The organism is Neisseria sp. HMSC078H04 (assembly GCF_001838135.1).
In the GTDB taxonomy this organism is placed as follows: Bacteria; Pseudomonadota; Gammaproteobacteria; order Burkholderiales; family Neisseriaceae; genus Neisseria.
In genome coordinates, this window is record NZ_KV835852.1 from 1 (window position 1) to 22,744 (window position 22,744).

Annotated in this window: 18 protein-coding genes, 1 tRNA gene and 1 riboswitch; of the genes, 7 read left to right on the forward strand and 12 right to left on the reverse strand. The window is 47.7% G+C overall.

What is annotated here, in order from left to right; all coding sequences use genetic code 11:
- Positions 1–40: 40 nt before the first annotated feature.
- The 7 genes from HMPREF2560_RS08770 to metK all read right to left on the reverse strand — a co-directional run bounded on the left by HMPREF2560_RS08770 (position 41) and on the right by metK (position 7,178).
- On the reverse strand, positions 41–865 hold the full coding sequence (locus HMPREF2560_RS08770) for an undecaprenyl-diphosphate phosphatase (RefSeq protein ID WP_070608078.1): 825 nt from the start codon (positions 863–865) through the stop codon (positions 41–43).
- A 44-nt stretch (positions 866–909) separates the two neighbouring features.
- Positions 910–1,551, reverse strand: coding sequence for a thiol:disulfide interchange protein DsbA/DsbL (locus HMPREF2560_RS08775; RefSeq protein WP_070608096.1), 642 nt, complete (start codon positions 1,549–1,551; stop codon positions 910–912).
- An 11-nt stretch (positions 1,552–1,562) separates the two neighbouring features.
- The gene (locus HMPREF2560_RS08780) at positions 1,563–2,663 is read right to left on the reverse strand and encodes an SPOR domain-containing protein (protein ID WP_070608077.1); all 1,101 of its coding nucleotides are present in this window, start codon (positions 2,661–2,663) and stop codon (positions 1,563–1,565) included.
- A 154-nt stretch (positions 2,664–2,817) separates the two neighbouring features.
- Positions 2,818–4,314, reverse strand: coding sequence for a YifB family Mg chelatase-like AAA ATPase (locus HMPREF2560_RS08785; RefSeq protein ID WP_070608076.1), 1,497 nt, complete (start codon positions 4,312–4,314; stop codon positions 2,818–2,820).
- 13 nt (positions 4,315–4,327) lie between these two features.
- Positions 4,328–4,648 carry an accessory factor UbiK family protein gene (locus HMPREF2560_RS08790; RefSeq protein ID WP_003684455.1) on the reverse strand — a complete coding sequence of 107 codons (321 nt, stop codon included), beginning with the start codon at positions 4,646–4,648 and terminating at the stop codon, positions 4,328–4,330.
- 124 nt (positions 4,649–4,772) lie between these two features.
- On the reverse strand, positions 4,773–5,837 hold the full coding sequence (locus HMPREF2560_RS08795; protein WP_070608075.1) for a DUF1176 domain-containing protein: 1,065 nt from the start codon (positions 5,835–5,837) through the stop codon (positions 4,773–4,775).
- 171 nt (positions 5,838–6,008) lie between these two features.
- A complete protein-coding gene (metK, locus tag HMPREF2560_RS08800) occupies positions 6,009–7,178 on the reverse strand; it encodes a methionine adenosyltransferase (protein ID WP_070583688.1) in 1,170 nt (389 codons plus the stop codon).
- Between the two features lie 173 nt (positions 7,179–7,351).
- Positions 7,352–7,462: riboswitch (SAM-I-IV-variant riboswitch) on the reverse strand.
- 247 nt (positions 7,463–7,709) lie between these two features.
- Here metK and HMPREF2560_RS08805 point away from each other — a divergent pair.
- The 3 genes from HMPREF2560_RS08805 to HMPREF2560_RS08815 all read left to right on the forward strand — a co-directional run bounded on the left by HMPREF2560_RS08805 (position 7,710) and on the right by HMPREF2560_RS08815 (position 9,469).
- Positions 7,710–7,907 carry a hypothetical protein gene (locus tag HMPREF2560_RS08805; protein ID WP_070734683.1) on the forward strand — a complete coding sequence of 66 codons (198 nt, stop codon included), beginning with the start codon at positions 7,710–7,712 and terminating at the stop codon, positions 7,905–7,907.
- 69 nt (positions 7,908–7,976) lie between these two features.
- A complete protein-coding gene (locus HMPREF2560_RS08810) occupies positions 7,977–8,435 on the forward strand; it encodes a hypothetical protein (RefSeq protein ID WP_070734681.1) in 459 nt (152 codons plus the stop codon).
- A 152-nt stretch (positions 8,436–8,587) separates the two neighbouring features.
- Positions 8,588–9,469, forward strand: coding sequence for a lysophospholipid acyltransferase family protein (locus tag HMPREF2560_RS08815; RefSeq protein ID WP_070608074.1), 882 nt, complete (start codon positions 8,588–8,590; stop codon positions 9,467–9,469).
- Positions 9,470–9,517: 48 nt separating this feature from the next.
- Here the strand turns inward: HMPREF2560_RS08815 and HMPREF2560_RS08820 are convergent.
- Positions 9,518–9,594, reverse strand: a tRNA-Pro gene (locus HMPREF2560_RS08820).
- 204 nt (positions 9,595–9,798) lie between these two features.
- On the opposite strand from HMPREF2560_RS08820, the gene recC reads away from it, so the two are divergent.
- On the forward strand, positions 9,799–13,086 hold the full coding sequence (gene recC / locus HMPREF2560_RS08825; RefSeq protein ID WP_070608073.1) for an exodeoxyribonuclease V subunit gamma: 3,288 nt from the start codon (positions 9,799–9,801) through the stop codon (positions 13,084–13,086).
- Between the two features lie 3 nt (positions 13,087–13,089).
- Complete coding sequence (locus tag HMPREF2560_RS08830; protein ID WP_070608072.1) at positions 13,090–13,596, forward strand: thioredoxin family protein; 507 nt, start codon at positions 13,090–13,092, stop codon at positions 13,594–13,596.
- 76 nt (positions 13,597–13,672) lie between these two features.
- Here HMPREF2560_RS08830 and HMPREF2560_RS08835 read toward each other — a convergent pair whose 3' ends face one another.
- The 3 genes from HMPREF2560_RS08835 to HMPREF2560_RS08845 all read right to left on the reverse strand — a co-directional run bounded on the left by HMPREF2560_RS08835 (position 13,673) and on the right by HMPREF2560_RS08845 (position 15,833).
- Positions 13,673–14,128, reverse strand: coding sequence for a GNAT family N-acetyltransferase (locus HMPREF2560_RS08835; RefSeq protein ID WP_004521061.1), 456 nt, complete (start codon positions 14,126–14,128; stop codon positions 13,673–13,675).
- A gap of 186 nt (positions 14,129–14,314) precedes the next feature.
- Positions 14,315–15,484: a lipopolysaccharide assembly protein LapB gene (gene lapB / locus HMPREF2560_RS08840; protein ID WP_003684462.1), complete on the reverse strand. Its 1,170-nt coding sequence runs from the start codon at positions 15,482–15,484 to the stop codon at positions 14,315–14,317.
- Between the two features lie 25 nt (positions 15,485–15,509).
- The gene (locus HMPREF2560_RS08845; protein ID WP_070873824.1) at positions 15,510–15,833 is read right to left on the reverse strand and encodes a LapA family protein; all 324 of its coding nucleotides are present in this window, start codon (positions 15,831–15,833) and stop codon (positions 15,510–15,512) included.
- A 213-nt stretch (positions 15,834–16,046) separates the two neighbouring features.
- On the opposite strand from HMPREF2560_RS08845, the gene ilvE reads away from it, so the two are divergent.
- Together ilvE and HMPREF2560_RS08860 are read left to right on the forward strand one after the other, a co-directional pair.
- Positions 16,047–17,045, forward strand: a complete 999-nt coding sequence (gene ilvE, locus HMPREF2560_RS08850; protein ID WP_070873825.1) for a branched-chain-amino-acid transaminase — start codon at positions 16,047–16,049, stop codon at positions 17,043–17,045.
- A gap of 710 nt (positions 17,046–17,755) precedes the next feature.
- On the forward strand, positions 17,756–20,374 hold the full coding sequence (locus HMPREF2560_RS08860; RefSeq protein ID WP_349267279.1) for a right-handed parallel beta-helix repeat-containing protein: 2,619 nt from the start codon (positions 17,756–17,758) through the stop codon (positions 20,372–20,374).
- A 78-nt stretch (positions 20,375–20,452) separates the two neighbouring features.
- On the opposite strand, the gene metE is transcribed toward HMPREF2560_RS08860, so the two are convergent.
- On the reverse strand, positions 20,453–22,729 hold the full coding sequence (metE, locus tag HMPREF2560_RS08865) for a 5-methyltetrahydropteroyltriglutamate--homocysteine S-methyltransferase (RefSeq protein WP_070873826.1): 2,277 nt from the start codon (positions 22,727–22,729) through the stop codon (positions 20,453–20,455).
- Positions 22,730–22,744 lie beyond the last annotated feature (15 nt).

Here is a 22,744-nt window from a genome sequence, read left to right on the forward strand (position 1 = left end):
TAAAAAGGACGTGCTCAGGCACGTCCTTTGGGGAAAGGGGTTATTCGCTCCAGCTGACCCAGCCCAGCATCCAAGTAAGGAGAATCAGACCACCAAATACGATGCGGTAGTAGGCAAAAGGCACATAGTTTTTACTGGAGACAAATTTCAGCAAAGCTTTTACTGCCAATAAACCGGCGATAAATGCTGCGATAAAACCGATGGCAATTTGTCCGACATCTTGCAAGGTAAAAAGTTTGTAGTTTTTTAAGATGTCGTAACCTGTGGCCGCAATCATCATTGGTACAGCAAGGAAGAATGAAAATTCAGTAGCCGTTTTACGTTCCAGCCCCCACAGCATACCACCCATGATGGTACTGCCTGAACGTGATGTCCCAGGGATAAGGGCACAAATTTGGGCGCATCCTACAACAAATGCGTCAATTGGGCGCATATCATCGACATGGTTGACTTTAGGTTTTGCTGTTGCTTGGCGTTTTTCAACCCATAAAATGAAGAAGCCTCCCAGTACCAGCATGGTAGCAACGGTAATCGGGTTGAAAAGATGCAATTTAATTTGTTTACTGAATAAGAGGCCAACAATCGCAGCGGGGATGAATGCGATAAATAAATTCAGCACAAAGCGATTGGCTGTTCGCTCTTTGCCTAGTCCTTTTATGATATGGGTAAATCGTTGGCGATATTCGAATACGACGGCTAATACGGCACCGAGCTGGATGGCAATTTCGAATACTTTACCGTTACTTTGGAAATTCATTAAGTCGCCGAATACAATCAAGTGACCGGTACTTGAAATAGGGAGGAACTCGGTTAAACCTTCGATAATACCGAGAATAAGTGCTTTAAATAAAATCAGAATGTCCATAAGTTTTCAGACGGCCTTGAGGCCGTCTTTCTTTTGTTGAATAGTTAAAGTGGTTTTGAGGATTGTTCGCGACGGGCTTTGACGATGAGGTCATCTATGGTTTTCATACCGACTTTCCAGTCGCCACCATTGAAATTGACTTTGTATTTACCACCGACAATGACAGTTGGTGTGTTTTCAATTCGATAAGTTTCCGTCAATTGCTGCATTTTTGCAGCAGCCGACGCGGCAGCAGGGCTATTGTAGGCTTGAAGCAGTTTTTGACTGTCAAAACTTGTCTGTTTACCAACCCATGATCGGAATACATTTGCATCAGCCAGGTTGATTTTTTGTTCGTAAACTGCTTTGAAGATGACTGGATTGGCCTGATATTTTAAACCTGAAAGATTGACGGCAGCGGCTACTTTAGCCAAGCCTAACATTTCAGGCATCCAAACGACGTGTTCTGTCCGTAAGGAAACATCTTTGGCAAAGGTTTTGCTGTGTTGCAACAAAACTGGATCGAGATGGTAACAATGGACGCAGAAGTAGCCGAAAAATTCTAGCACTTCAATTTTTCCGGCTTGTTGCTGCGGAATAGGGCGACTGAGGACAGTATAGTCCACGCCCTCGGTAGCAGCCTGCGCACTCAGACTGAGCAGGCTCAGGCTGAGTGCGGAAATGGTTTGTTTTATATGCTGCTTCATCAGTGATTCCATTATTTGCTAGAACGAATCAAGCTGTTGATATTATGGCCTTGCAGGTTTTTTTGCAGTTTTACAGCGGCTTCCTGCGGCATGGTATTACTTTGAACTCGGTAAATGGTTTTGTCGCCGTTTTGCGATTCAACCACTTTGGAAGAAACACCTAAAATAGCTAGTTTTGCACGTTGTGAGTCTGCGCTGGAGCGGTCTGCATATGAACCAAGTTGCAGGAAGGCTTTTTTACCGCTGTTCACAGCTGCTTCGGCTTTTTCTGCTGACTGTTTACTTGCAGTGTTGCTGCTTTCTTTTGTTGTAGAGGCATTTGCTGCTTTACGTGCTTTTTCGATGCTGCCGCTGTTGAGGATTTGCTCAGGTGTCGGCTTGTTTTGTTTTTTGGCTTCGGCTGCTTTTTTCTCAGCCAATTTGCGCTCGGCACGCTCTTTTTGTTTGTCGGTCAGTTGGTCGGCTGCTTTTTTATCTTTTGCAGTTTTATCAGTAGCTTCTTTTTCAGCTTTGGCTTTTTCTGCGCGTTTTTTCTCTAATTCGGCTTTTTTCTCGGCCAGTTTTTTCTTGGCGGCTTCTTTTTCTGCTTCCGTTTTTGCGGCTTTTTCTTTGGCTTCACGTTCGGCTTTATCGGCGGCAGTTTTGTCTGCTCTTTCTTTGGCTTCGCGTTCAGCTTTGTCGGCGGCGGCTTTTTCAGCTTTTTCTTTAGTTTCGCGTTCGGCTTTTTCTGCTTCAGCTTTATCCGCTTTTTCTTTGGCTTCACGTTCTGCTTGTTCAGCTTTTTCCTGAGCTTCTTTGGCAGCCTTTTCAGCCTCTTCTTTAGCTTTGGCTTCTTTCTCTGCTGCTTCTTTTTCAGCAGCTTCTTTTTCTGCTTTGGCTTTTTCTTCATCTGCTTGGGTAGATGAAGTGTCGGTAGCTGGGCGTTTCTCTGTTTTGTCCTGAGGTTTCAGGATTTCAGGTTCTTCGCTTTGTTTAGGCTGAGTCAGCTCTTTGAAAACGTTTTGGTTGCCTTGGTTCAAGAAGAACAAAATACCGGCAATAATACCTGTTGCCAGTATCAGGCCGAAAAAGAAACCGGCCAAGCCTTTGCCATATTGTGTAGATTTTTTCATGACTTACCTTGTAATAATGTGTTCAGACGGCCTGAGGGGAGACTGTCTGAGTTTAGATTCGATATTTTATCAATAACCGTTATGGACGGCAAAATCCTGATGCTTTGTTTACTCTAGTTTTACTTAAACATAAAGATTCAGGCCGTCTGAAAAGTTAAAGGGCGCGACGGAAGCCGATGGCTTTCATCACATGGGTTTTGCTGACTTCTTCGTCGCCTGCCAAATCAGCCAGCGTACGGGCAACGCGCATGATGCGGTGGAAGCTTCGAGCGGAAAGGGACAGTTTTTCGAGCATGGTTCCCAAGGCTTCTTGCGCTTCTTTTTGGATGCGGGCTTTACCATCGAGCTCGCTGATACTCAGTTCGGCATTGACTTTGCCTTGTCTGTTGTATTGGATTTTGCGTGCGGCGGTAACGCGTTCCAATACTGTGGCACTGGATTCGCCTGCTTCTTGTTGCATCAATTCGGCAGCGGAAAGGCTGGGTACTTCGATGGTTAAATCAATACGGTCGAGCAATGGCCCTGAAATTTTGTTGCGGTAGCGGGCAACACTTTCAGGCGTGCAACGGCAAGGTTTGGACGGATGGCCAAGATAGCCACAAGGGCAGGGGTTCATGGCGGCGACAAGTTGGAACTTGGCCGGATAAACTGCTTGGCGTGCGGCGCGGGAAATATGGATTTCGCCGTTTTCCAAAGGTTCGCGCAATACTTCTAATACTTTACGGTCAAACTCGGGTAATTCGTCTAAAAACAACACACCGTGATGCGCCAATGAGATTTCGCCCGGACGTGGGTCTGAACCACCGCCTACCATGGCTGCCGAGCTGGCGCTGTGATGAGGGCTACGGAAAGGACGGTTGCTGTCGAGTTGCTGTTGATGGTTGGGCAGGAGCGAACGCAATGCCCATACTTCGACCAATTCGTCTTCGGTCAAAGGTGGAAGGATACCGGGCAAACGTTGCGAAAGCATGGATTTGCCTGTACCCGGCGGACCCATCATCAGCAGGCTGTGTCCGCCTGCCGCTGCGATTTCCAAAGCGAGGCGGGCGGTATGCTGGCCTTTAACATCGGCTAAATCAGGAATTTTACTTTGTTCAGAGGGCCTTTGCGTCAGCTTGCATTCGGTTTGTGTCAACGGTTCGATGCCGTTTAAATGGGCGGCCACTTCGCCTAAAGAACGCGCTCCATAAACCGCGATACCGCGCATGACGGCAGCCTGTTCGGCATTTTCTTGCGGCAAGACGAATGAACGGCCTGCCTGCATTCCCTGCCATGCCATGGCCAGCGCGCCGCGCACGGGACGCAGCAGGCCGGACAGTGCCAATTCTCCGGCAAACTCATATTGCACGAGCTTTTCAGGATTGATTTGTCCCGATGCGGCAAGAATGCCTAAGGCAATAGGCAAATCGAAACGGCCGGATTCTTTTGGGAGGTCGGCCGGTGCGAGGTTGACGGTAATTTTCTTGGCGGGAAAGTCGAAGCCGCTTTGGATGATGGCGGCACGTACACGGTCGCGGCTTTCTTTGACTTCAGTATCGGGCAAACCGACGATATTGAAATGTGGCAAGCCGTTGGCAAGGTGGGCTTCCACTTCGACCAACGGCGCATTCATGCCGCTTAAGGCGCGGCTGTAAACCAAAGCAAGCGACATGTTTCAGACGGCCTTATTCGGCAGCTTCAGTTTGTTGTTTGATTTCGGCAACAGCTTCTTCCGCAGCAGCTTCGGCAGCTTTCAAAGCAGCTTCTTCAGGCTCTTGAGCGGCTTCGAGTTTGGCCAAACGGGCTTCCAATTCGGCCAGTTTGGTACGGGTTTTAATCAAAACCTGTTGTTGGATGTCGAATTCCTCGCGGGTCACCAAATCCATGCGGTTGAATGCGCTGCCGAGCATGGCTTTAACGTTTTTTTCCATGTCTTTGGCAGGGCTGTTGGCGATGGTTTCGCTGATTTTGGAGCTGACTTCTTCAAAAAGTTGTTTGCCGAACATAATCCGTATCCTTTATTCAGAATGTATATAGAAATTCAAGTGGCTATTGTATAAGGAAAAAGGCCGTCTGAAAACGGGAATTTTGAGACGGCCTTTGCTTTCTATCGTAAATATTCCGTGTATTTTAACGTTCAACACGGGCTTCAAAAATAGGCATCAGCCACGCGCCGCCTGTGAAGCCTTTGCATGAACCGGTGGTGTGTTCCTCACTGCGGACAAACGTTTTACCATCCCACACCGCTGCATTGCCAGACCAGCAGTCGCCGATCCCTCGGCCTTTGAAGCTGCCGCTAAGGGTGGCTGTTTTCTCATCGAATCCGCCGTGCCCGCCGTATGTCATTGGCGGCAGCACTTGTTCAATTTTGGTCAATTCTTTATCGGCAATGGCATAGTAGCCGCTGGTTTGATAAGCACCGCCGATACAGATGGCCGAAATCAAAACCTGACGATCGTTGAGCGGATGGACATACAGGCTGCGGTTCCAATCCATTTGCTCTTTATTGTGCAGGGCGTAACAGTAATTATCGTCGCCTTCGGAAACGCGGTTGCTGTCGCTCAAGAGTTTCATGACGGCGCTGTGGCGTGGTGTGCCTTGTTCCAGCATATCGCCCTCTTTTTTCGGCACGGCAACGGCGCGGATGACGGGTTTGGGCTGCGGGCTGAGGACTGCCTGACTGCTGCCGCCTTTGCGAATCAGCGCGGAAGGCGTATTCAGACGACCTTGGAATTCGTCCGCTTTCAACATCGCCGCCGCTGCGCCTTTGTCGGACAAGTGCCATTCATATTTTCCAGAACGGATGCTGATTTTGCTCTCTTTTTTCAATGCTTCGAGTAAGGCGCTGGTTTGCGCGCTGCTCAATTTGCCTGTGCCTTTTTTGTTCAACGCCAATTTGCCCAGTGATTTGCCGTTCAGCATCAATTCGCTACGGGCTGCCACGCAGGCGAGTTGGCGGTCATCGTCGTTAAATGGCAGCAGGGAAACTTCGCCAATTACTGCGGCATTCGCCCCTGCTTGTCGGGTAAACAGGATAGAAACCGGCGGTTCTATTTCATCTGCTTGGTATCCGGCAAGACGGCAGGTGCCGGTATTGTCGCAAGCAATGTCCCAGTCTTTGTAATTTTGATAAAAGCCTTGAGGCGGAGCAGCCAGTGCGGTGGCAGGCAAAACAGCCAGCAGCCATTTTTTCATGATGCATTCTTTCAATTTTATTTATGTAGATTCACAAAGACAGCATAGCAATCCAAGGTTTCGTTGCGCTGTTTTTGTGAGAATACGATGTGCCGTTCGTAAAAAGGTTTTGAATTTTTAGATGTAAAAAGGCCGTCTGAAACTCCCGTTCAGACGACCTTTATTATTTTTTTACACGCCTGCGGCTGCTTTTAATGCGGCTGCTTTGTCGGTGCGCTCCCAAGTAAATTCAGGCTCCTCGCGGCCGAAGTGGCCGTAGGCGGCGGATTTTCCGTAAATTGGGCGCAGCAGGTCGAGCATTTGGACGATGCCTTTAGGGCGCAGGTCGAAATGTTCGCGAACCAGGGCGATCAGTTTTTCTTCGCTGATTTTACCGGTGCCGAAAGTATCGATGGAAATCGAAGTCGGTTCGGCAACGCCAATGGCGTAGGAAACTTGGATTTGGCATTGGGTTGCCAAACCGGCGGCTACGATGTTTTTTGCAACATAACGGCAGGCGTAGGCGGCGGAACGGTCCACTTTGGACGGGTCTTTGCCGGAGAATGCGCCGCCACCGTGCGGAGCCGCGCCGCCGTAGGTATCGACGATGATTTTACGGCCGGTCAAACCGCAGTCGCCTTGCGGGCCGCCGATAACGAAGCGGCCGGTCGGGTTGATCAGGTATTTGGTTTCGTCGGTCAGTAGTTCAGACGGCAGAACCGGTTTGATGATGTGTTCGATCACGGCGTTTTTCAGCTCTTCGTAACCGATAGACGGATCGTGCTGGGTAGACAGGACGACGGTGTCGATGCGTTTTACTTTGCCGGTTTCGCTGTCGTAAACCACGGTCAGTTGGGCTTTGGCATCAGGGCGCAGCCAAGGCAGGCGGCCGTCTTTGCGCAATTCGCTTTGACGCTGCATCAGGCGGTGGCTGTAATAGATGGCAAACGGCATCAGGGTAGGGGTTTCGTCACAGGCATAGCCGAACATCAAACCTTGGTCGCCCGCGCCTTGGTTCAAGTCGATGCCTTCGCCTTCGTTCACGCCTTGGGCGATGTCCGGAGATTGTTGGTCGTAGTACACGCCGACTGCGCAGCCGTTGGCGTCAAAGCCCAGCTCGGAGGAGTTGTAGCCGATGCGTTTGATGGTTTCGCGTGCGACTTTGATGTAGTCCACTTGGGCAGTAGTAGTAATTTCGCCTGCCAATACGCACAAGCCTGTGTTGACCAAGGTTTCTGCGGCGACACGCGCTTTGGGGTCTTGCGCCAAGATGGCATCCAAAATCGCATCGGATACTTGGTCGGCAACTTTATCCGGATGGCCTTCGGATACCGATTCGGAAGTAAACAGATATTCGCTCATTGCTATTCTTTCATTAAAAACAGGCTGCTGTGTTTTCAGACGGCCTTTTATTTCGGACAGCGGAAATCATAACAAAAACTCCGCTTTTTCTCTATACAAGTGAGAAACATTCGCACTTGTCTGCTGTTTCGGAATCCTGTTGCACGTTTCTTACAGGCAAAAAAATTCCCGCATTAAGCGGGTTTGGATTGCTCTGGCGAGCCACATCGGTTTTTCAACCGTCCACCTTACCTTTCTTTCGGAAAAGCAGGTTGGCATGGAATTCCCAACTCTTAATGCAGCGCGGATAGTAGCAGAAAAGCAGGTGTGCCGCAATATATTTGCCCGAAGTCTGTTTTGTTACCTTCCTTTTGCAAAAAAGAACTTTTAGTATTAAACTTCTAAAATGAAATAATTCCTTTATTTCACACAAAGAACGTACTTATTTACATAAAATAGTTGAGTATTCGCGCGTATATACACTTTTGCTTTTGTATGTGCATTTGTACAATTTATTGAATAAGAAGAAAAAAGTTTTGAAAAGGATAAATCATGAGTAATAGACAAAAAAGACGAAATCCTCATGCTTATAAATATGTGGATAGACCATCATCTAATAAACGTCAGCAGAATAGACAATACCGTAATCATAATGATGGTAATTATGTAATTCTTCAAAAGGATCCTTTTGAAATTGTAATGTGGCTCTGCGGTATTGCTTTTATGGCCCTTGTATTTATTTTTACTTAAATAGAATTTCCTTTCTTATATTAAATGCCTTGCGTTTTCGCAGTATTTTTTATTTGAAAGGAAATTCCTATGGACAATATGTACATTAAAAAAAATGAACACAACTCTAAAAAAGAGCTGAAAAAAGATTCGAGACCTTCTAATAGGTTCGCATCTTTTATATCATTAATGATAGTAATTGCTGCTTTTTTTATGGTTATTGTGCCTAAGAAAACAATTAAGGTTGAAAACAAGACTGGAATACCAGCCTCGTCTATACCTTATGAATTTGCAGGTAACGGTTGGAAGTCATATTTAAAACTTACTTTTACATCAACAGGTCCTAGAATAGAAAGAACGATTTTTTCACCACAAGGTGAAAGAAGTTTTGCTTTTTTCATAGGAACGTATTGTGGAAGCAATGTTTGTTTTTATGATCAAGAAACAGATTCTGACGTAGTAATCAGCCGTATTGATGATGAATCAATACAGTATGATGCATCTTTCAGAAAAAAAGGAGACAAACAAACTCTTGTTTTTTCACATTAACCACCAAAGAAGCCTTCGGGCTTCTTTTTTTTGGTTAAGCTTTATATATATCATCAATCTGAGTCATAATTTCCAGTGATTTTGATAAAATCAAAATCACCCAGACGGCCTGTTTCGTTTACAATCTGCTCACTTCATTTTGGTAAAACCTTATGCAAACGCTTGTTACCTTTGTTTTTAAATTTTTGGCCGCGCTGCCTTTGGTTTGGTTGCACAAATTAGGCAACCTGCTCGGTGGTTTGGGTTTCCGCGTGTTGTCGAAAGATCGTCGAAGGGTATTCGAGAACATGAAACTTGCCGGATTGAACCCGACGGACGAGGCGGTGAAAAAAGTTTTCCGTGAAACGGCAAAAGGCGGCTTGGAATTGCCGGTGGCGTTTTTCAGACGGCCTGAGGAAATTGAAAACCTGTTTGTCAGCGTCAACGGTTGGGAACATGTTCAGACGGCCTTGAGTGCGGGCGAAGGTTTGCTGTTTATCACGCCGCACATCGGCAGCTATGATTTGGCGGGCCGCTACATCAGCCAGCAACTGCCGTTTCCGCTGACGGCGATGTACAAACCGCCGAAAATCAAGGCTTTTGATGCAGTGATGCAGGCAGGGCGCGTGCGCGGTAAAGGCAAGACTGCACCGACCAGTATTCAGGGCGTCAAACAAATCATCAAGGCTCTGCGCGGCGGCGAAGCGACCATTGTGTTGCCGGACCATGTACCGTCTCCGGAAGAAGGGGGCGACGGCGTGTGGGTGGATTTTTTCGGCAAACCTGCCTATACCATGACGTTGGCGGGCAAGCTGGCGCAAGTCAAAGGCGTAAAGGCTTTGTTTTTCTGCGGCGAGCGTTTGCCCGACGGCAAAGGCTTTGTCCTGCACATCGAGCCTTTGCGCGGCGAATTGAACGGCGATAAGGAGAACGACGCGCGCGTGATCAATGAAAATACCGAATATTGGATACGCCGTTTTCCGGAACAATATTTGTTTATGTACAACCGCTACAAACATCCCGAAGGTGCGCCTTTCCCTCCGCCGGAAGTATAGGCTTGCCGAATGTAAAAAACCTGCTTGGACTCAAGCAGGTTTTGTATTTGGTCGGAATGAGAGGATTCGAACCTCCGACCCCTTCGTCCCGAACGAAGTGCGCTACCGGGCTGCGCTACATTCCGAATGTGGGAAATTATAGGATAGGAGAAGCCGGTTTGTACAGGGGTCGATAAATAATTAATAATTGGCTGCCGATGGGTTTGTTTTGTTTTAGGCCGTCTGAAGCGATGTGTTTCAGACGGCCTGTGTTTTTGTTTGCCGCTTCTGCTGAAGCATTTGTCCTAATGGCATTATAATGTGGGCAATTGTTTTTTAGATTGTCTGCTATGTTTTATCTTTATCAGTCCGACCGTTTGGAAGCGCTTGCCGAAATGTGCGCGCATATTCATCAGGCCTTGCCTTTGGGTGCGGTATTGGCGCAGGAAGAAGTGGTGGTGCAGAGCCAGGGGATGCGGCGGTATCTGAATGTGTTTTTTGCGCGCAAACTCGGCGTGGCGGCGAATTTGAAGTTCAGCCTGCCTGCCGGTTTGGCATGGCAGCTGATGCGTAAATTGGTTCCCGATGTGCCGCCGCTCAGTCCGTTTTTGCCTGAAGTCATGCGTTGGCGTTTGCTGGATTTGTTCCGCAGCGAAGCGTTTCAGACGGCCCCGGAATACGAAAACGTGCGCTTGAAGCTGGAAAGTTATTTGCATAGTTCGGCATCGGCGGATTATCAGCTTGCCGGACAGATGGCGGATATTTTCGACCAATATTTGGTGTACCGCCCGGATTGGATTGATGCGTGGCAGGCCGGGAAGCTGCTGGGTTTGGGTGATGATGAGGATTGGCAGGCGCGGCTGTGGCGCTATTTGGACGATGGCAGCCAATCGGCGCCGCACCGCGTGGCCTTGTGGGAAAAGCTGTTGGCGCAGTTGGATAAATCGGTCTTGCCGCAAAGGTTGTTCGTATTCGGCATCTCGACAATGGCGCCGATGTATTTACAACTGCTGCACCAAATTTCCAAGTATTGCGATGTGTTTGTGTTTGCGCTTAACCCGAGCAGCCAATATTGGGGCGAGGTCATCGATGAGGCGCAGATTTTGAAAAGGGTCGATGAGGCGGATTTGTCGCAGGCAGGGCATCCGCTGTTGGCTTCTTTGGGCAAGCAGGGGCGCGATTTCTTTGATTTTCTGTCGGAAGTGGAAACCGAGCAGGATATTCAGGTTTATGAAGAAGGAAAAGACGATACCTTATTGCATTGCCTGCAAAACGATATCCAAAACTTAATCATGCCGTCTGAACGCTTGTATCAACAGGAAGAAGGTGAAGTAGGTTTGGTTCAAGTCCACGATGCGGACGGCAATCCAGTGAGTATCGAGCCGGACAAATTGTTGAATGACGGCTCCGTCAAAATCGTCGCAGCACACAGCCCTTTGCGCGAATTGCAGATTTTGAAAGAAGAGCTGTCGCTGGTGTTGCAAAAAAATCCCGACTGGCAGCCGCACGATATTGCTGTTTTGACGCCAAACATCGAGCCGTACAGCCCGTTTATCGAAGCCGTTTTTGGACAGGAGCATGCAGGCAGTCAGGCTTTGCCGTATTCGATTTCGGATGTGAAACTCAGCCGCCGTCAGCCCTTGCTGTATGCTTTGGCGCAAACTTTGGACTTGCTGGAAAGCCGGTTTGAAGTGGACAAGGTTTTGCCTTTGCTGGAAAGCCGGTTGGTGTTGCAACGCTTCGGTTTGAGCGAGGAAGATTTGCCGCTGCTGCATGAGGCTGTTGCCGGATTAAATGTGCATTGGGGTTTGGACCAAACCATGCGCGAGGGCAAAGACAACCTCTTTACTTGGCAGCAGGCGGTAGAGCGTTTGGCCTTGGGCTGGATGCTGCCTGAAGGCGGCAACGGTATGTGGCAGGGTGTGAGCGCGTGGCATAGCAATGTCAATCAGCTGGACGTGTTCAGCGGTTTCGCCGAATTTATCCGTACTTTGGCCGATATGGCGGCGCAATGGCAAGAGCCTGCCAATGTGGAAAGCTGGGTGCAGCGTTGCCGCGATTTGCTGGAGAAACTGTTTACTCCGGATACGGACGACCAATACGCCAAGCAACAGTTTGAGCAATCTTTGGCGAAATGGCAGGAAGAGGCGCAGTTGGCCGAATTTGACGGATTGTTGCCGTGTAAAACCGTTATCCGCCATATCCGCCGCTTTTTGGACAGCGAAAGCCAAACCGGATTTTTGAGCGGTGGCATTACTTTTTGCAGTATGGTGCCGATGCGCAGCCTGCCGTTTAAAATGGTTTGCCTGTTGGGTCTGAATGACGGCGATTTTCCGCGCAATACCAAAGCGGCAGTGTTCGACCTGATTGCCAAACATCCGAAAAAAGGCGACCGCGCCCGCCGCGACGACGACCGTTATCTTTTCCTTGAAGCCTTAATCAGCGCACGTGAAATGCTGTATTTGTCTTATATCGGCCGCGATATACGCAATGATGCCGAGTTCGCGCCGTCTTCGTTAATCAGCGAGCTGCTGGATACCATTGCCGCCATGACAGGGAAAAGCGGGCGCGAGTTGTCGGAGAAATGGGTGAAACATCATCCTTTGCAGGCGTTCTCACGCCGTTATTTCCAAAAGGACGCGCTTTCAGACGGCCTCTTCAGTACGCGCCAAGATTACGCCGATGCGTTGAACCAACCGCAAGCGGAAGCGCAGCCGTTTTTCATTGAGGCTTTAAGTCAGGAAGAGCCGGGCAAAACCATTTATCAAGGCGAGCTCATCAGTTTTTGGCGCAACCCTGTCAAAGTTTGGCTGAAGAAAAATTTAAGCTGGGGTCAGCCGTATCTGGACGGTGCATGGGAGTCTGCCGAACCGTTTGAACCGCAACATGAAGGTCGGATTGCTGATGCCTATTTGGATGCGCGGCGCAAAGGGGAAGATTTTGAAGATACGGCCATTCGGCTGAATGCCGAAAGCCTGATGCCGGTAGGCGAATTGGGCGGTTTGTGGCAGAAGCAGTATCAGATATCTGCGAAAAACGTGGATACCGAGTTGATACGCAGTAACAAAAGGCCGTCTGAACCTTATGAAGAACACTTTGACGACTTGATTTTACAAGGCACCATCGGCAATCTTTACGAATGCGGCCGTATTGTGTTCCTAAATCAAAAAGACAATGCACCCAACCGCATTGCCCGTTTATTAGAGCATTTGATTTTTTGTGCCGTCGCCCCTAAATCCGTTGCAAACCGACAAACCCATATTGTCAGCTTGGGGCAGACCGAAACCTATGCCGCCATCGAGCAACAAACAGCAAAAGAACTTTTGAAAGAATGGTTGGTATATTTCCGAATCGGACAAAATACCCCCTTACCGTTTTTTGCCAAAACCAGCCTTGCCGCAGCGGAGGAGTACAACAAGAAAGAGGATTGGGATGCTGCCTTGAGAAAAGCCCATGAGGTTTTTAACGGCAACAAAATGAGCAAAGGGCAGAAAGAATATACCGAAGTGAAGCTGGTGTTTGGCCATTCGGATGAATCGCCTCTTGATGAGCCGCTATTTGAAAACCTCGTCGTCAATCTGCTTGTGCCGCTTTTGACCGGCGTGGCAGGGAAAACCGATACAACAGAACAGGAGTAAAGCATGGCCACTTATGCAGAATATTTGGATTTTGATACCGAAGAAGACAAATTGAAACAGCAGCAACTCTATCAGGCAACCGAGCTGTCGGCGCAAACGGTAGCGGCGGTCAAAAAGATCAGCCGTCTGCAAAACTGGCTGCTTGCCGCTGCGCCATATTGCCCTGATTGCCGCGTGTTTGTGCCGTTTATTCAAAAAATGACGGAGTTGAATCCCAATATCCGCGTCAACTATATTGCCCGAAACGATTTTGGCGACAGCAGCCGTTTTGAGAATCCGCGCCAACAGGAAATCGTCCGCGCCAATCAAAAAATTCCTGCGCTGTTTTTGATGGGTCATGAAGAGGAAGGGCCTGTGTTTAACGAGTTTCCGCAAGTGGTGTTGAATCAAATTGCGGCAGATGAAACCCGTCGCACGGAATTGCGCGACGCGTACCGTGCCGGCGAGTTTAATGCCGATATTGAGGCTCAGGTTGTAGCGGCCTTGGCATGGGCAGAGCAGCGTTGTTGAGTAGATATTGTTGGTGTGTAAGACTATATTTTGAGCCACTTTGATAAAGGGGACAATTTCTAGTGTAATTTAGTTCTTACCTAGATTTTCTCATTATGTATTTACGTTCTGGAACTTCAATGGTTTGAACAATTTCAAATCCCTCTTTTTGGTAGAGGTCTCTAGCTATTTGATTTGACTCAAAAACCGTTAGGGAAATACTTTCTATTTCTTCATTTTCAAACATTTCTTGAAGAAAGTATTGAAAAGCTTTTCTACCTAATCCTTTTCCCTGCTTCTGTGGAGCTATGAGAAATCTTCCAATATGAAGATTTTTATCTTCTAGTTTGATTTTCTGGATGATGCCTACAAACTCTTCTCCAACAAAAATGGAAAAAATCCCTTCCATCTTTTGCAAGGATTGGGCAATCAAGGGATAAGAAATCTTTGGCCCCATCCATTGCTTCTGAAAACTTTCTCCCAAAGCATTAGACCACTGACAAATGAGTTGGGCATTTTCTAACTGAAGTCCTTTTTCAAAGTGAATTTTCATATTTGCTCCTAAAACTTCTCTTATATCCAACTATTATACTCTTTCTCATATTTTTTCCGAATAATTAAGTATGATTCAACTTTATTTTTTTCTTGTTGGAACGATTCTTGCTTCCTTTCTTTGCTTTGTAATAAAAAGGCCGTCTGAAAAGATTTCAGACGGCCTTTTTTGATGCTTAACGCTTTATTAAATCTCGATTTTATTCGGCGTAAAGGTTTGCCATTTGTTGCAGGCAGGGCAGTGCCAGAAGAAGACTTGGGATTTGAAGTGGCAGTTGCGGCAGCGGTACATGACGCTTTTTTGCAGCTGGCGGCCGATAATGGAACGAATCATATCGGTATCGGCTTTCCATTCCGGATTCATACTGCTGAGTTTCAAGCCAAGCAGGCGGTACACGCCGTTGAGGTCGGGTTTTTGGCGGACGAGTTCGACAGCGATTTGCGCCGCTTCGGTTTCGCCTTTGAGCAGCAGAGCCTTTTCGTAGATGACGTTGATCAGGTCAAGATCGGGAAAGGTTTGCATATAGCCGATGAGGCGGTTGAGGCCTTCTTCCTGTTTGCCTTGCGCAGCATAGGCTTCATAGAGTTTCTCGCCCACCATGCTCAAATAGGCGTGGTTTTGCTGCTCGATGGCGGAATACGCTTCCACTGCGGCAGGGAAGTTACCCTGACGGTATTCGATGTCGCCGAGGATGATGTTGGCGCGCGTACATTTTTTGTTGGCTTCGAGTGCTTTGCCGATGTTGTAGCGGGCGGCGTCGAAGTTGGATTTGAACAGCGCGGCTTGGGCGATTTCGCAATAGAACTGGGCGATTTCAAACTGGTAGGTCTGTTCGTCATGGCTCAAGAGCTGCGCCATTTCGATGGCTTTTTCCCAGTCGCGGTCTTGTTGGTAGATGCTCAAAAGGTGTTGGCGGGCTTCGCGTGCCATATCGCCTTCCTGCAAGCCGAGGAAGATTTGTTCGGCACGGTCAACCAAGCCTGCGCTTTGGTAGTTTTGCGCCAATTCAAAAAGCACGCGCGCGCGTTTTTCGTTGACTGTGTCGGGCGAATCGAGCAGGGCGCGGTGCATATTGATGGCTTTGTCGTTTTCGCCGCGTTGGCGGTAGAGCTTGCCTAGGGTCAGGTTTAAGTCGTATGACTGCGGCTGCTGGTCGATTACTTCCGCCAATTCTCGCGCGGCACGGCCGCTGTTGCGGTCAACAAGGGCATCAAGGCTTTTGTAAAACCCTGCCGGTATGCTTTTGGCCTGTTTCAGGACGGTCTTCATATCGACGCGCGCGGCAAACCAGCCCATAGCGAAGAAAACGGGGAGGAGGACGATGGGCAGTAAGATGACCCACAATTCGTTGTCCATGGTATTCCTTTATTGATTGGTGGCGTTACGCTTTGGGAGTGGTTTCGGAAGTCGTTGCCGGTGTTTCGGTTTTGACCGGGGTCAGGTCTTTTTCGGAAAGGTGGGCGTATTTTTTCACTTCGGCACGCAGGCGGTTGTTTTCGCTGCGCAGGGTCAGCAGACGGCCGAAGAGGGCAAACATACCGAACACGATGCCGATAATAAAGGCGCCGAAAAGCACGACAATCAGCGGCAGATTGACGTTTTGGCCGGGCAGGTAGAAGAAGGATACGGTGTGGGTATTGGTGATGGCCAGCAGGAGGAAAACAAGAAGAATCAGGATTTTGATGATGGTAGAGATGAGTTTCATGGGTTACTCCGGGTTGGCTGCGGTTGGGGCAGGCCGTCTGAAAAATGGTATCAGTTTAAACGATTTGCCGGATTTCGGATAGGACGGCATGTTTCAGACGGCAGGGGGACGGAATCTTTAATGCTGACGGGTACTTGTCAAACCCATATTGAAAGGCGTATTGTTCAGTCTTTAATTATTATCTTACAAATCAGAATAAGAAAGGCAATCATCATGAGCAGACCAGTTCCAGCCGTATTCGGCAGCGTTTTTCACGCTGAAATGCCCGTTATCGCTTATCGTGAAGGTAAATGGCAGCCGGTAGAGTGGCAATCTTCCACAGACCTGACAATCGCCCCAGGCGCGCATGCTTTGCATTACGGCAGCGAATGTTTTGAGGGCTTGAAGGCATTCCGTCAGGCAAACGGCAAAATCGTGATGTTCCGCCCGACCGCCAACATCGCGCGTATGCAGCAAAGTGCGGATATTCTGCACCTGCCGCGCCCTGAGACTGAGGCTTATTTGGATGCTTTGATTGAATTGGTCAAACGCTCTGCCGAAGAAATTCCTGATGCGCCAGCCGCGTTGTACCTGCGTCCGACTTTGATCGGTACCGATCCTGTGATCGGCAAAGCTGGTTCTCCTTCCGAAACAGCCTTGCTGTACATTTTGGCTTCTCCTGTCGGCGACTATTTCAAAGCCGGTTCGCCCGTTAAAATCTTGGTGGAAACCGAACATATCCGTTGCGCTCCACATATGGGCCGTGTGAAATGCGGCGGCAACTATGCTTCAGCCATGCCTTGGGTGTTGAAAGCCAAAGCAGAGCACGGTGCAAACCAAGTGTTGTTCTGCCCGAATGGCGACGTTCAGGAAACCGGCGCGTCTAACTTTATCCTGATTAACGGCGATGAAATCATTACCAAACCGTTGACAGACGAATTCCTGCACGGCGTTACCCGCGATTCTGTACTGACTGTTGCCAAAGATTTGGGCTACACCGTTACCGAGCGCAACTTTACTGTCGACGAGCTGAAAGCCGCGATTGAGAATGGTGCGGAAGCGATTCTGACCGGTACGGCTGCGGTTATTTCTCCGGTAACTTCTTTCGTGATTGATGGTAAAGAAATTGAAGTGAAGAGCCAAGAGCGCGGTTATACAATCCGTAAGGCGATTACCGACATTCAATACGGTTTGGCAGAAGACAAACATGGCTGGTTGGTCGAAGTTTGTTAAATAGAACGCATTCAATAAAAAAGGCCGTCTGAAATATTTTTTCAGACGGCCTTTTTTATTGGTTTTTAGAGAGGGAAGACAAATAATAAAATGCTAAATTTTACAAACAAACGGTAGCATTTTAAGATAATCGGTATATAATGCGCAATTATGTTGTAAAAATACACATTGAAAATATCGAATTTTATTGATTTTTCGATGAAGTTAAAAACATTTATAGATATTTATTTTGTATATTTTGTAAATTTAGTTAAATGGGGAATGCTAAAAACATATTGTGTTAGAATTCCCCTCCTTTTTGGCTTCGCGGGATTAACTCTGTCACGCCAAAAAAGAAAACAATGCAAGATAAAACCATTTTTATTTTGCTATAAAAATCAAAAATAACTTAACTTTGGATGAACTAATCAATTAAAAAGGGACTCTGATACATTTTCCGTCAAAAATAACCGGATATATGGTACGCGGGCAGATTGCCTATAAAAGCCATCCAAGGGTTCTGTCCAAACACCATTACCGTTTTCAATCAGAAAATCGGCAGAAGGGGAAACGCTGCCGATTTTCTCAAAGTGGCCAGCTTCAGTTTGGCCTTTATACAGGCAATTGCTGTTACGACAGAATCCGTCTTACCTCTTTATTCATCGAACTTTTTTGTTGCACGCTTGTGCGGTGGGAAAGGACGATATTTGATACAAGGAAATACGCTGATTATGTCACATAAACTTGCCCCTCTTGGCCGTACCCATATCCGTCAAGGCTCCTCAACTCCTGAAACCACTTCCGAATCATCTTCTCCTCTAAAAGAATGGATACACACCCAAAATTTTGGGGGAAGTCCGTCTGTTTTTCCTGAACCCAAGCAATTAAGCGGTAAAAATACTGTAACGAGAGATGCGGTTCATGTGGCTGAGGCGGCAAGATTGAACAGTACCTCATCATCTTCAGACGGCGTTGTAACAAAAATGCGTGTCGTACGGGCCAGTGTTGCTTCTGCAAGTAGCGTTTCTGGTAAAAATACCATTGCGTCTAAAGTAACGGACAAACAGGTTGTTTCAAAAGAGCCGGTAAACAAACCGGTTAATCAATCGATGGAAAAAATTTTGGCTGAAAAGCAAAAAAAATACGAAGAGGCTAAAGCAAAAAAAATAGCCGAAGCCGCCACAGCCAAAGCAAACGCCGTCGAGCATGCAAAAGAAGCGCATAAAGCAGCAGTCGAAAAAGCGATTGCAGAGCGTAAAGCCAAACAAGACGCTGCCCGCAAAGAAAAAGAGGCAGAAGACAGAATTGCCGAAGGAAAAAAAACAGTCGAAATTGTGCATAAAAAGATTTTGAACGATTCAGACGGCCATAACAAAGTCGTGAGCGTTTCTTCCGGCAAAAAAACAGCCATGAGTCACGATAGCCACCTCAGTTCAGTCAAAGAAAACAAAATTGACGATCATACCGAAAACAGGGCAGGTGTCTCTGGAAAATACCGCGTGTATCAATCTAAAGAGTATGGTAATTATGTTCGTGTGAATGATTTTGGTGCCGATGCGCAGGGTAAAAAAGACAGCCTTCAGGCATTTAAAGCGGCTTTAGAGGCAGCTCATAAAGAAAAAGCTATGGTCTTCTTGGATGGGACTTACTATATTTCCAACCAGATTGTGATGGATAAAACTGTTTCCGGTGCGCGCGGTTTGTTTGGATCGGGGATGGGTAAAACCAAGGTAACGTTTGATAAAGCGCAGACAGGTGTGTTCAATCCGGATACCAACCATGACGATATTCGTCAATTTGCCGGTATTTTGGTTGATGGACAAAACAATAAAACCATTGCCGACTTGTCGGTTCAATATACCAACCCTGATTTTTACCGCAAAGGCTTAAGCTATTTTGGCAAGGTAAACGGCATTTTGGTAAACGATGCGGACAATACTTTAATCAGTAAAGTAGAGGTTTCCGGTGCCAATCGTGCTGGTGTGATGTTTACGTCGACCGCTTCTTTGGAAACGGAAAAAGGTCAAAAGCTGACTTTTAAAGCACGCGTACAAAACGGTGAAATTGATGAAAAATATGAAGCGCTGCCTTTGGGTGAAAACAACCGTATTGTCGATTCGTATCTGCACCATAACCGCGTTGCCGGTGCGCTGATCGGTTTCCAACAAAACTTTATCGGCGAGGGAAACCGTTTGGATTGGAACGGCCACGAAGCAGACGGCGGTACCGGCTACGGTATGGCTGTTGCTGCGGGCAGCTACAATTACGGCATCACATACCGTAAAAACACGACCGACCACAACTACCGCAAAGGCTTGGATGTGCATGATGGTACAGGCATTGTCATTGAAGACAATGTGTTAACGGGTGATAGGCTGTATGGTATTGTTGCCTACAACCGCCAGTTTTCTATGGATAAAGTCAAAATTACCGGCAATACCATTATCCAAGACCCGAGCTTCCGTTTGAATGTTGATGATGACTTGAGCAAGTACTACCACATGTATTCAGGGATTCAGGTGCAAACCAATACCCAATACAAAGATTTGCACTCGGCTGATAAAGGCTATTTCGATATCAGCAATAATGTCATTAAAAATCTGACGGTTTATCAAAACAATATTCAGACCTACGCGATTGAGTTCCGTAACCATGAAAGCAAAATGGATTACACGCTCAATATGGCAAACAACAAGATCAGCGGTGAATCCACCAAATATCTAATTGCCGTCATCAACGATACCTACGACCGCGTTTTATCTAAAAACGGCATTGGCAGCGGTACCATTACCATCAGCGGCAACGATTCCGATATCGGTAAGATCATGAAAGGCGCAGTACCGGTTTATGTGGAAGAACACCATGGCAATGTCGCGATGCATGGTGCGGTGACAATTCACAACAACAAAATTTCCGTGCGTGAAAAATCTGACGGCTATGTTGAATTTGCTTATTTGAAAAGCAATGCCAAAGAGTACAACATCACCAATAACACATTGAAACTTGGTGGTGCCCTGAATGATGCTTTGGTAGACGTACACAGTACCAACCCTAAGGGCAAGGCATCTTTAAATGTAGCCAATAATAAAATCATGACGGACATTAAAGGCGAACTGTATGATTCATGGCTACGCTTTGAAAACGACATCAAAACGTATTCTGAAGGCAATAGCCATAATGGCGCAGCACTGAAAAAGGTGAATACGACCGGCAGTAAAGTTGCATTGAGCGATATCTTGTCAGAAGCCAACCATATTGTTGAAACGACTAAAGAGACTGTGTATCACCATACTAAGAACGTGTATACATCAGGAGTAGAAGAACATCATACAACGACAGGGATTTTGTAAGTTGTTGAAGCCGTAAATATCGATAAATAAAAAAAGGCCGTCTGAAAATTTTCAGACGGCCTTTTAATCTAACTCACATTATTTAGCCAGTTCGGCACGCAGTTTGTGGGTTACGTTCATCATTACTTGGAGTTGTTCCAGAGTTTCTTTCCAGCCACGTGTTTTCAGGCCGCAGTCTGGGTTAACCCACAGGCGTTCAACCGGTACAACCTCGATGGCTTTGCGCAACAGGTGCTCAACTTCAGCTTCAGTCGGTACGCGAGGGCTGTGGATGTCGTAAACACCTGGACCGATGTCGTTCGGGTATTTGAATTCGCCGAATGCAGTCAAGAGCTCCATGTCGGAACGTGAAGTTTCGATGGTGATGACGTCAGCGTCCATAGCGGCGATAGCAGGCAGGATGTCGTTGAATTCAGAGTAGCACATATGAGTGTGGATTTGGGTGCTGTCTTCGCAACCGGTAGAGGACAGGCGGAAAGATTCACCGGCCCAGTTCAGGTAGGCGTCCCAATCGGCACGTTTCAAAGGCAGACCTTCGCGGATGGCAGGTTCGTCAATTTGGATGACTTTGATGCCGGCTTTTTCCAGATCCAATACTTCGTCGTTCAAAGCCAGTGCGATTTGTTTGCACACGGTAGCGCGAGGAATATCGTTGCGGACGAAAGACCATTGCAGAATGGTTACAGGGCCGGTCAACATACCTTTCATCGGGCGTTTGGTCAGGCTTTGTGCGTAAGTAGACCAAGCGACAGTCATGGCTTCAGGACGGCTGACGTCACCGAAGATGATAGGTGGTTTAACGCAACGTGAGCCGTAGCTTTGTACCCAGCCGTATTGGGTGAATGCAAAACCGCTCAACAGTTCGCCGAAGTATTCAACCATGTCGTTACGCTCGGCTTCGCCGTGTACAAGTACGTCTAAGTCCAGTTTTTCTTGCTCTTCAACCACCAAGGCGATTTCTTTTTTCATCGCGGCTTCGTAATCGGCGGCAGACAGTTCGCCTTTTTTGAAGGCTGCACGTGCTTGGCGGATTTCGGTAGTTTGCGGGAAAGAACCGATGTTGGTAGTCGGCAGCAGAGGCAGGTTCAACCATGCTTGTTGCGCTTTGATACGGTCGGCAAATGGAGATTTGCGTTGGTCTGCGTTGGCAGGCAAATCGGCCAGGCGTTTGGCAACGTCTGCACGGTGGATTTCGCTGCTGTTGGCGCGTGAGTCGGCAGCAGCTTGGCTGGCGGCCAGTTCTTCGGCAACAGAATCACGACCTTCGTTCAATGCGGCTTTTAGAACGCGCAATTCTTGGGTTTTTTGCAGGGTGAATGCCAACCAAGAGTACAGGTCAGGTTTGTTGGCTTTCAGTTTTTCTTCAACTGACAAGTCAAATGGAGTATGCAGCAGAGAGCAAGAGCTGGAGATCCACAAACGGTCGCCCAGTTTGGCTTGCAGAGGCTCAACAGTTTCCAAAACTTTGTTCAGGTTGGCGCGCCAAATATTGCGGCCGTCGATAACGCCGGCAGACAGAACTTTGTCGTAGTCGGCAAATGCGTCCAGCTGTTCAGGAGCGCGTACCAAGTCGATGTGCAGGCCGTCAACAGGCAGGGATTTCAGCAAAGCAGCGTGCTCGGCAACAGAACCGAAGTAAGTGCTCAACAGGATTTTGGCGCTTACTTTGCTCAAAGTAGCGTAAACGTCTTTGTATGCTTCTACCCATTCTTTAGGCAGGTCGACAGTCAAAGCAGGTTCGTCGATTTGAATCCACTCGGCACCGGCTTCAACCAAGGCAGTCAGGATTTCAACGTAAACAGGCAACAGTTTAGGCAGCAGGCTCAGACGGTCGAATTCGACAGCGCCTTTTTCTTTACCAACCCACAGGAAAGTCAACGGACCAACAACGGTCGGTTTGGCTTTCAGGCCCAAAGCTTGGGCTTCTTGCAGTTGTTGAACGTAGTGTTTGGCGTTGGCTTTAAATTCGGTATCGGCGTGGAATTCAGGCACCAAGTAGTGGTAGTTGGTGTCGAACCATTTGGTCATTTCGATAGCGAATTGGTCTTTGTTACCACGGGCCAGTTGGAAGAATTGTTCCAAAGACAGGTTTTGGCTGTCGAATCCGAAACGGGCAGGGATGGCACCGGTGGCAACTTGCAGGTCGAGGATGTGGTCGTAGAAAGTGAAATCGCCTACAGCAACGTAATCAGCGTTGGCAGCAGCTTGGTGTTTCCAGTTTTTCTCGCGCAAGTCTTTAGCAACAGCCAGCAATTCTTGCTCGCTGATTTCTTTGCGCCAGTATTTTTCTTGTGCGAATTTCAATTCGCGGAAGGCACCGACGCGCGGGAAGCCTGAAAAATGCAATGTTGTCATGTTAACTCTCCTAGT

What these genes read in the sequence shown, in the direction of transcription:
- HMPREF2560_RS08770 (WP_070608078.1), bottom strand. Translation starts at nt 865, where the DNA reads ATGGACATTCTGATTTTATTTAAAGCACTTATTCTCGGTATTATCGAA.
- HMPREF2560_RS08775 (WP_070608096.1), bottom strand. Translation starts at nt 1,551, where the DNA reads ATGAAGCAGCATATAAAACAAACCATTTCCGCACTCAGCCTGAGCCTG.
- HMPREF2560_RS08780 (WP_070608077.1), bottom strand. Translation starts at nt 2,663, where the DNA reads ATGAAAAAATCTACACAATATGGCAAAGGCTTGGCCGGTTTCTTTTTC.
- HMPREF2560_RS08785 (WP_070608076.1), bottom strand. Translation starts at nt 4,314, where the DNA reads ATGTCGCTTGCTTTGGTTTACAGCCGCGCCTTAAGCGGCATGAATGCG.
- HMPREF2560_RS08790 (WP_003684455.1), bottom strand. Translation starts at nt 4,648, where the DNA reads ATGTTCGGCAAACAACTTTTTGAAGAAGTCAGCTCCAAAATCAGCGAA.
- HMPREF2560_RS08795 (WP_070608075.1), bottom strand. Translation starts at nt 5,837, where the DNA reads ATGAAAAAATGGCTGCTGGCTGTTTTGCCTGCCACCGCACTGGCTGCT.
- metK (WP_070583688.1), bottom strand. Translation starts at nt 7,178, where the DNA reads ATGAGCGAATATCTGTTTACTTCCGAATCGGTATCCGAAGGCCATCCG.
- HMPREF2560_RS08805 (WP_070734683.1), top strand. Translation starts at nt 7,710, where the DNA reads ATGAGTAATAGACAAAAAAGACGAAATCCTCATGCTTATAAATATGTG.
- HMPREF2560_RS08810 (WP_070734681.1), top strand. Translation starts at nt 7,977, where the DNA reads ATGGACAATATGTACATTAAAAAAAATGAACACAACTCTAAAAAAGAG.
- HMPREF2560_RS08815 (WP_070608074.1), top strand. Translation starts at nt 8,588, where the DNA reads ATGCAAACGCTTGTTACCTTTGTTTTTAAATTTTTGGCCGCGCTGCCT.
- recC (WP_070608073.1), top strand. Translation starts at nt 9,799, where the DNA reads ATGTTTTATCTTTATCAGTCCGACCGTTTGGAAGCGCTTGCCGAAATG.
- HMPREF2560_RS08830 (WP_070608072.1), top strand. Translation starts at nt 13,090, where the DNA reads ATGGCCACTTATGCAGAATATTTGGATTTTGATACCGAAGAAGACAAA.
- HMPREF2560_RS08835 (WP_004521061.1), bottom strand. Translation starts at nt 14,128, where the DNA reads ATGAAAATTCACTTTGAAAAAGGACTTCAGTTAGAAAATGCCCAACTC.
- lapB (WP_003684462.1), bottom strand. Translation starts at nt 15,484, where the DNA reads ATGGACAACGAATTGTGGGTCATCTTACTGCCCATCGTCCTCCTCCCC.
- HMPREF2560_RS08845 (WP_070873824.1), bottom strand. Translation starts at nt 15,833, where the DNA reads ATGAAACTCATCTCTACCATCATCAAAATCCTGATTCTTCTTGTTTTC.
- ilvE (WP_070873825.1), top strand. Translation starts at nt 16,047, where the DNA reads ATGAGCAGACCAGTTCCAGCCGTATTCGGCAGCGTTTTTCACGCTGAA.
- HMPREF2560_RS08860 (WP_349267279.1), top strand. Translation starts at nt 17,756, where the DNA reads ATGTCACATAAACTTGCCCCTCTTGGCCGTACCCATATCCGTCAAGGC.
- metE (WP_070873826.1), bottom strand. Translation starts at nt 22,729, where the DNA reads ATGACAACATTGCATTTTTCAGGCTTCCCGCGCGTCGGTGCCTTCCGC.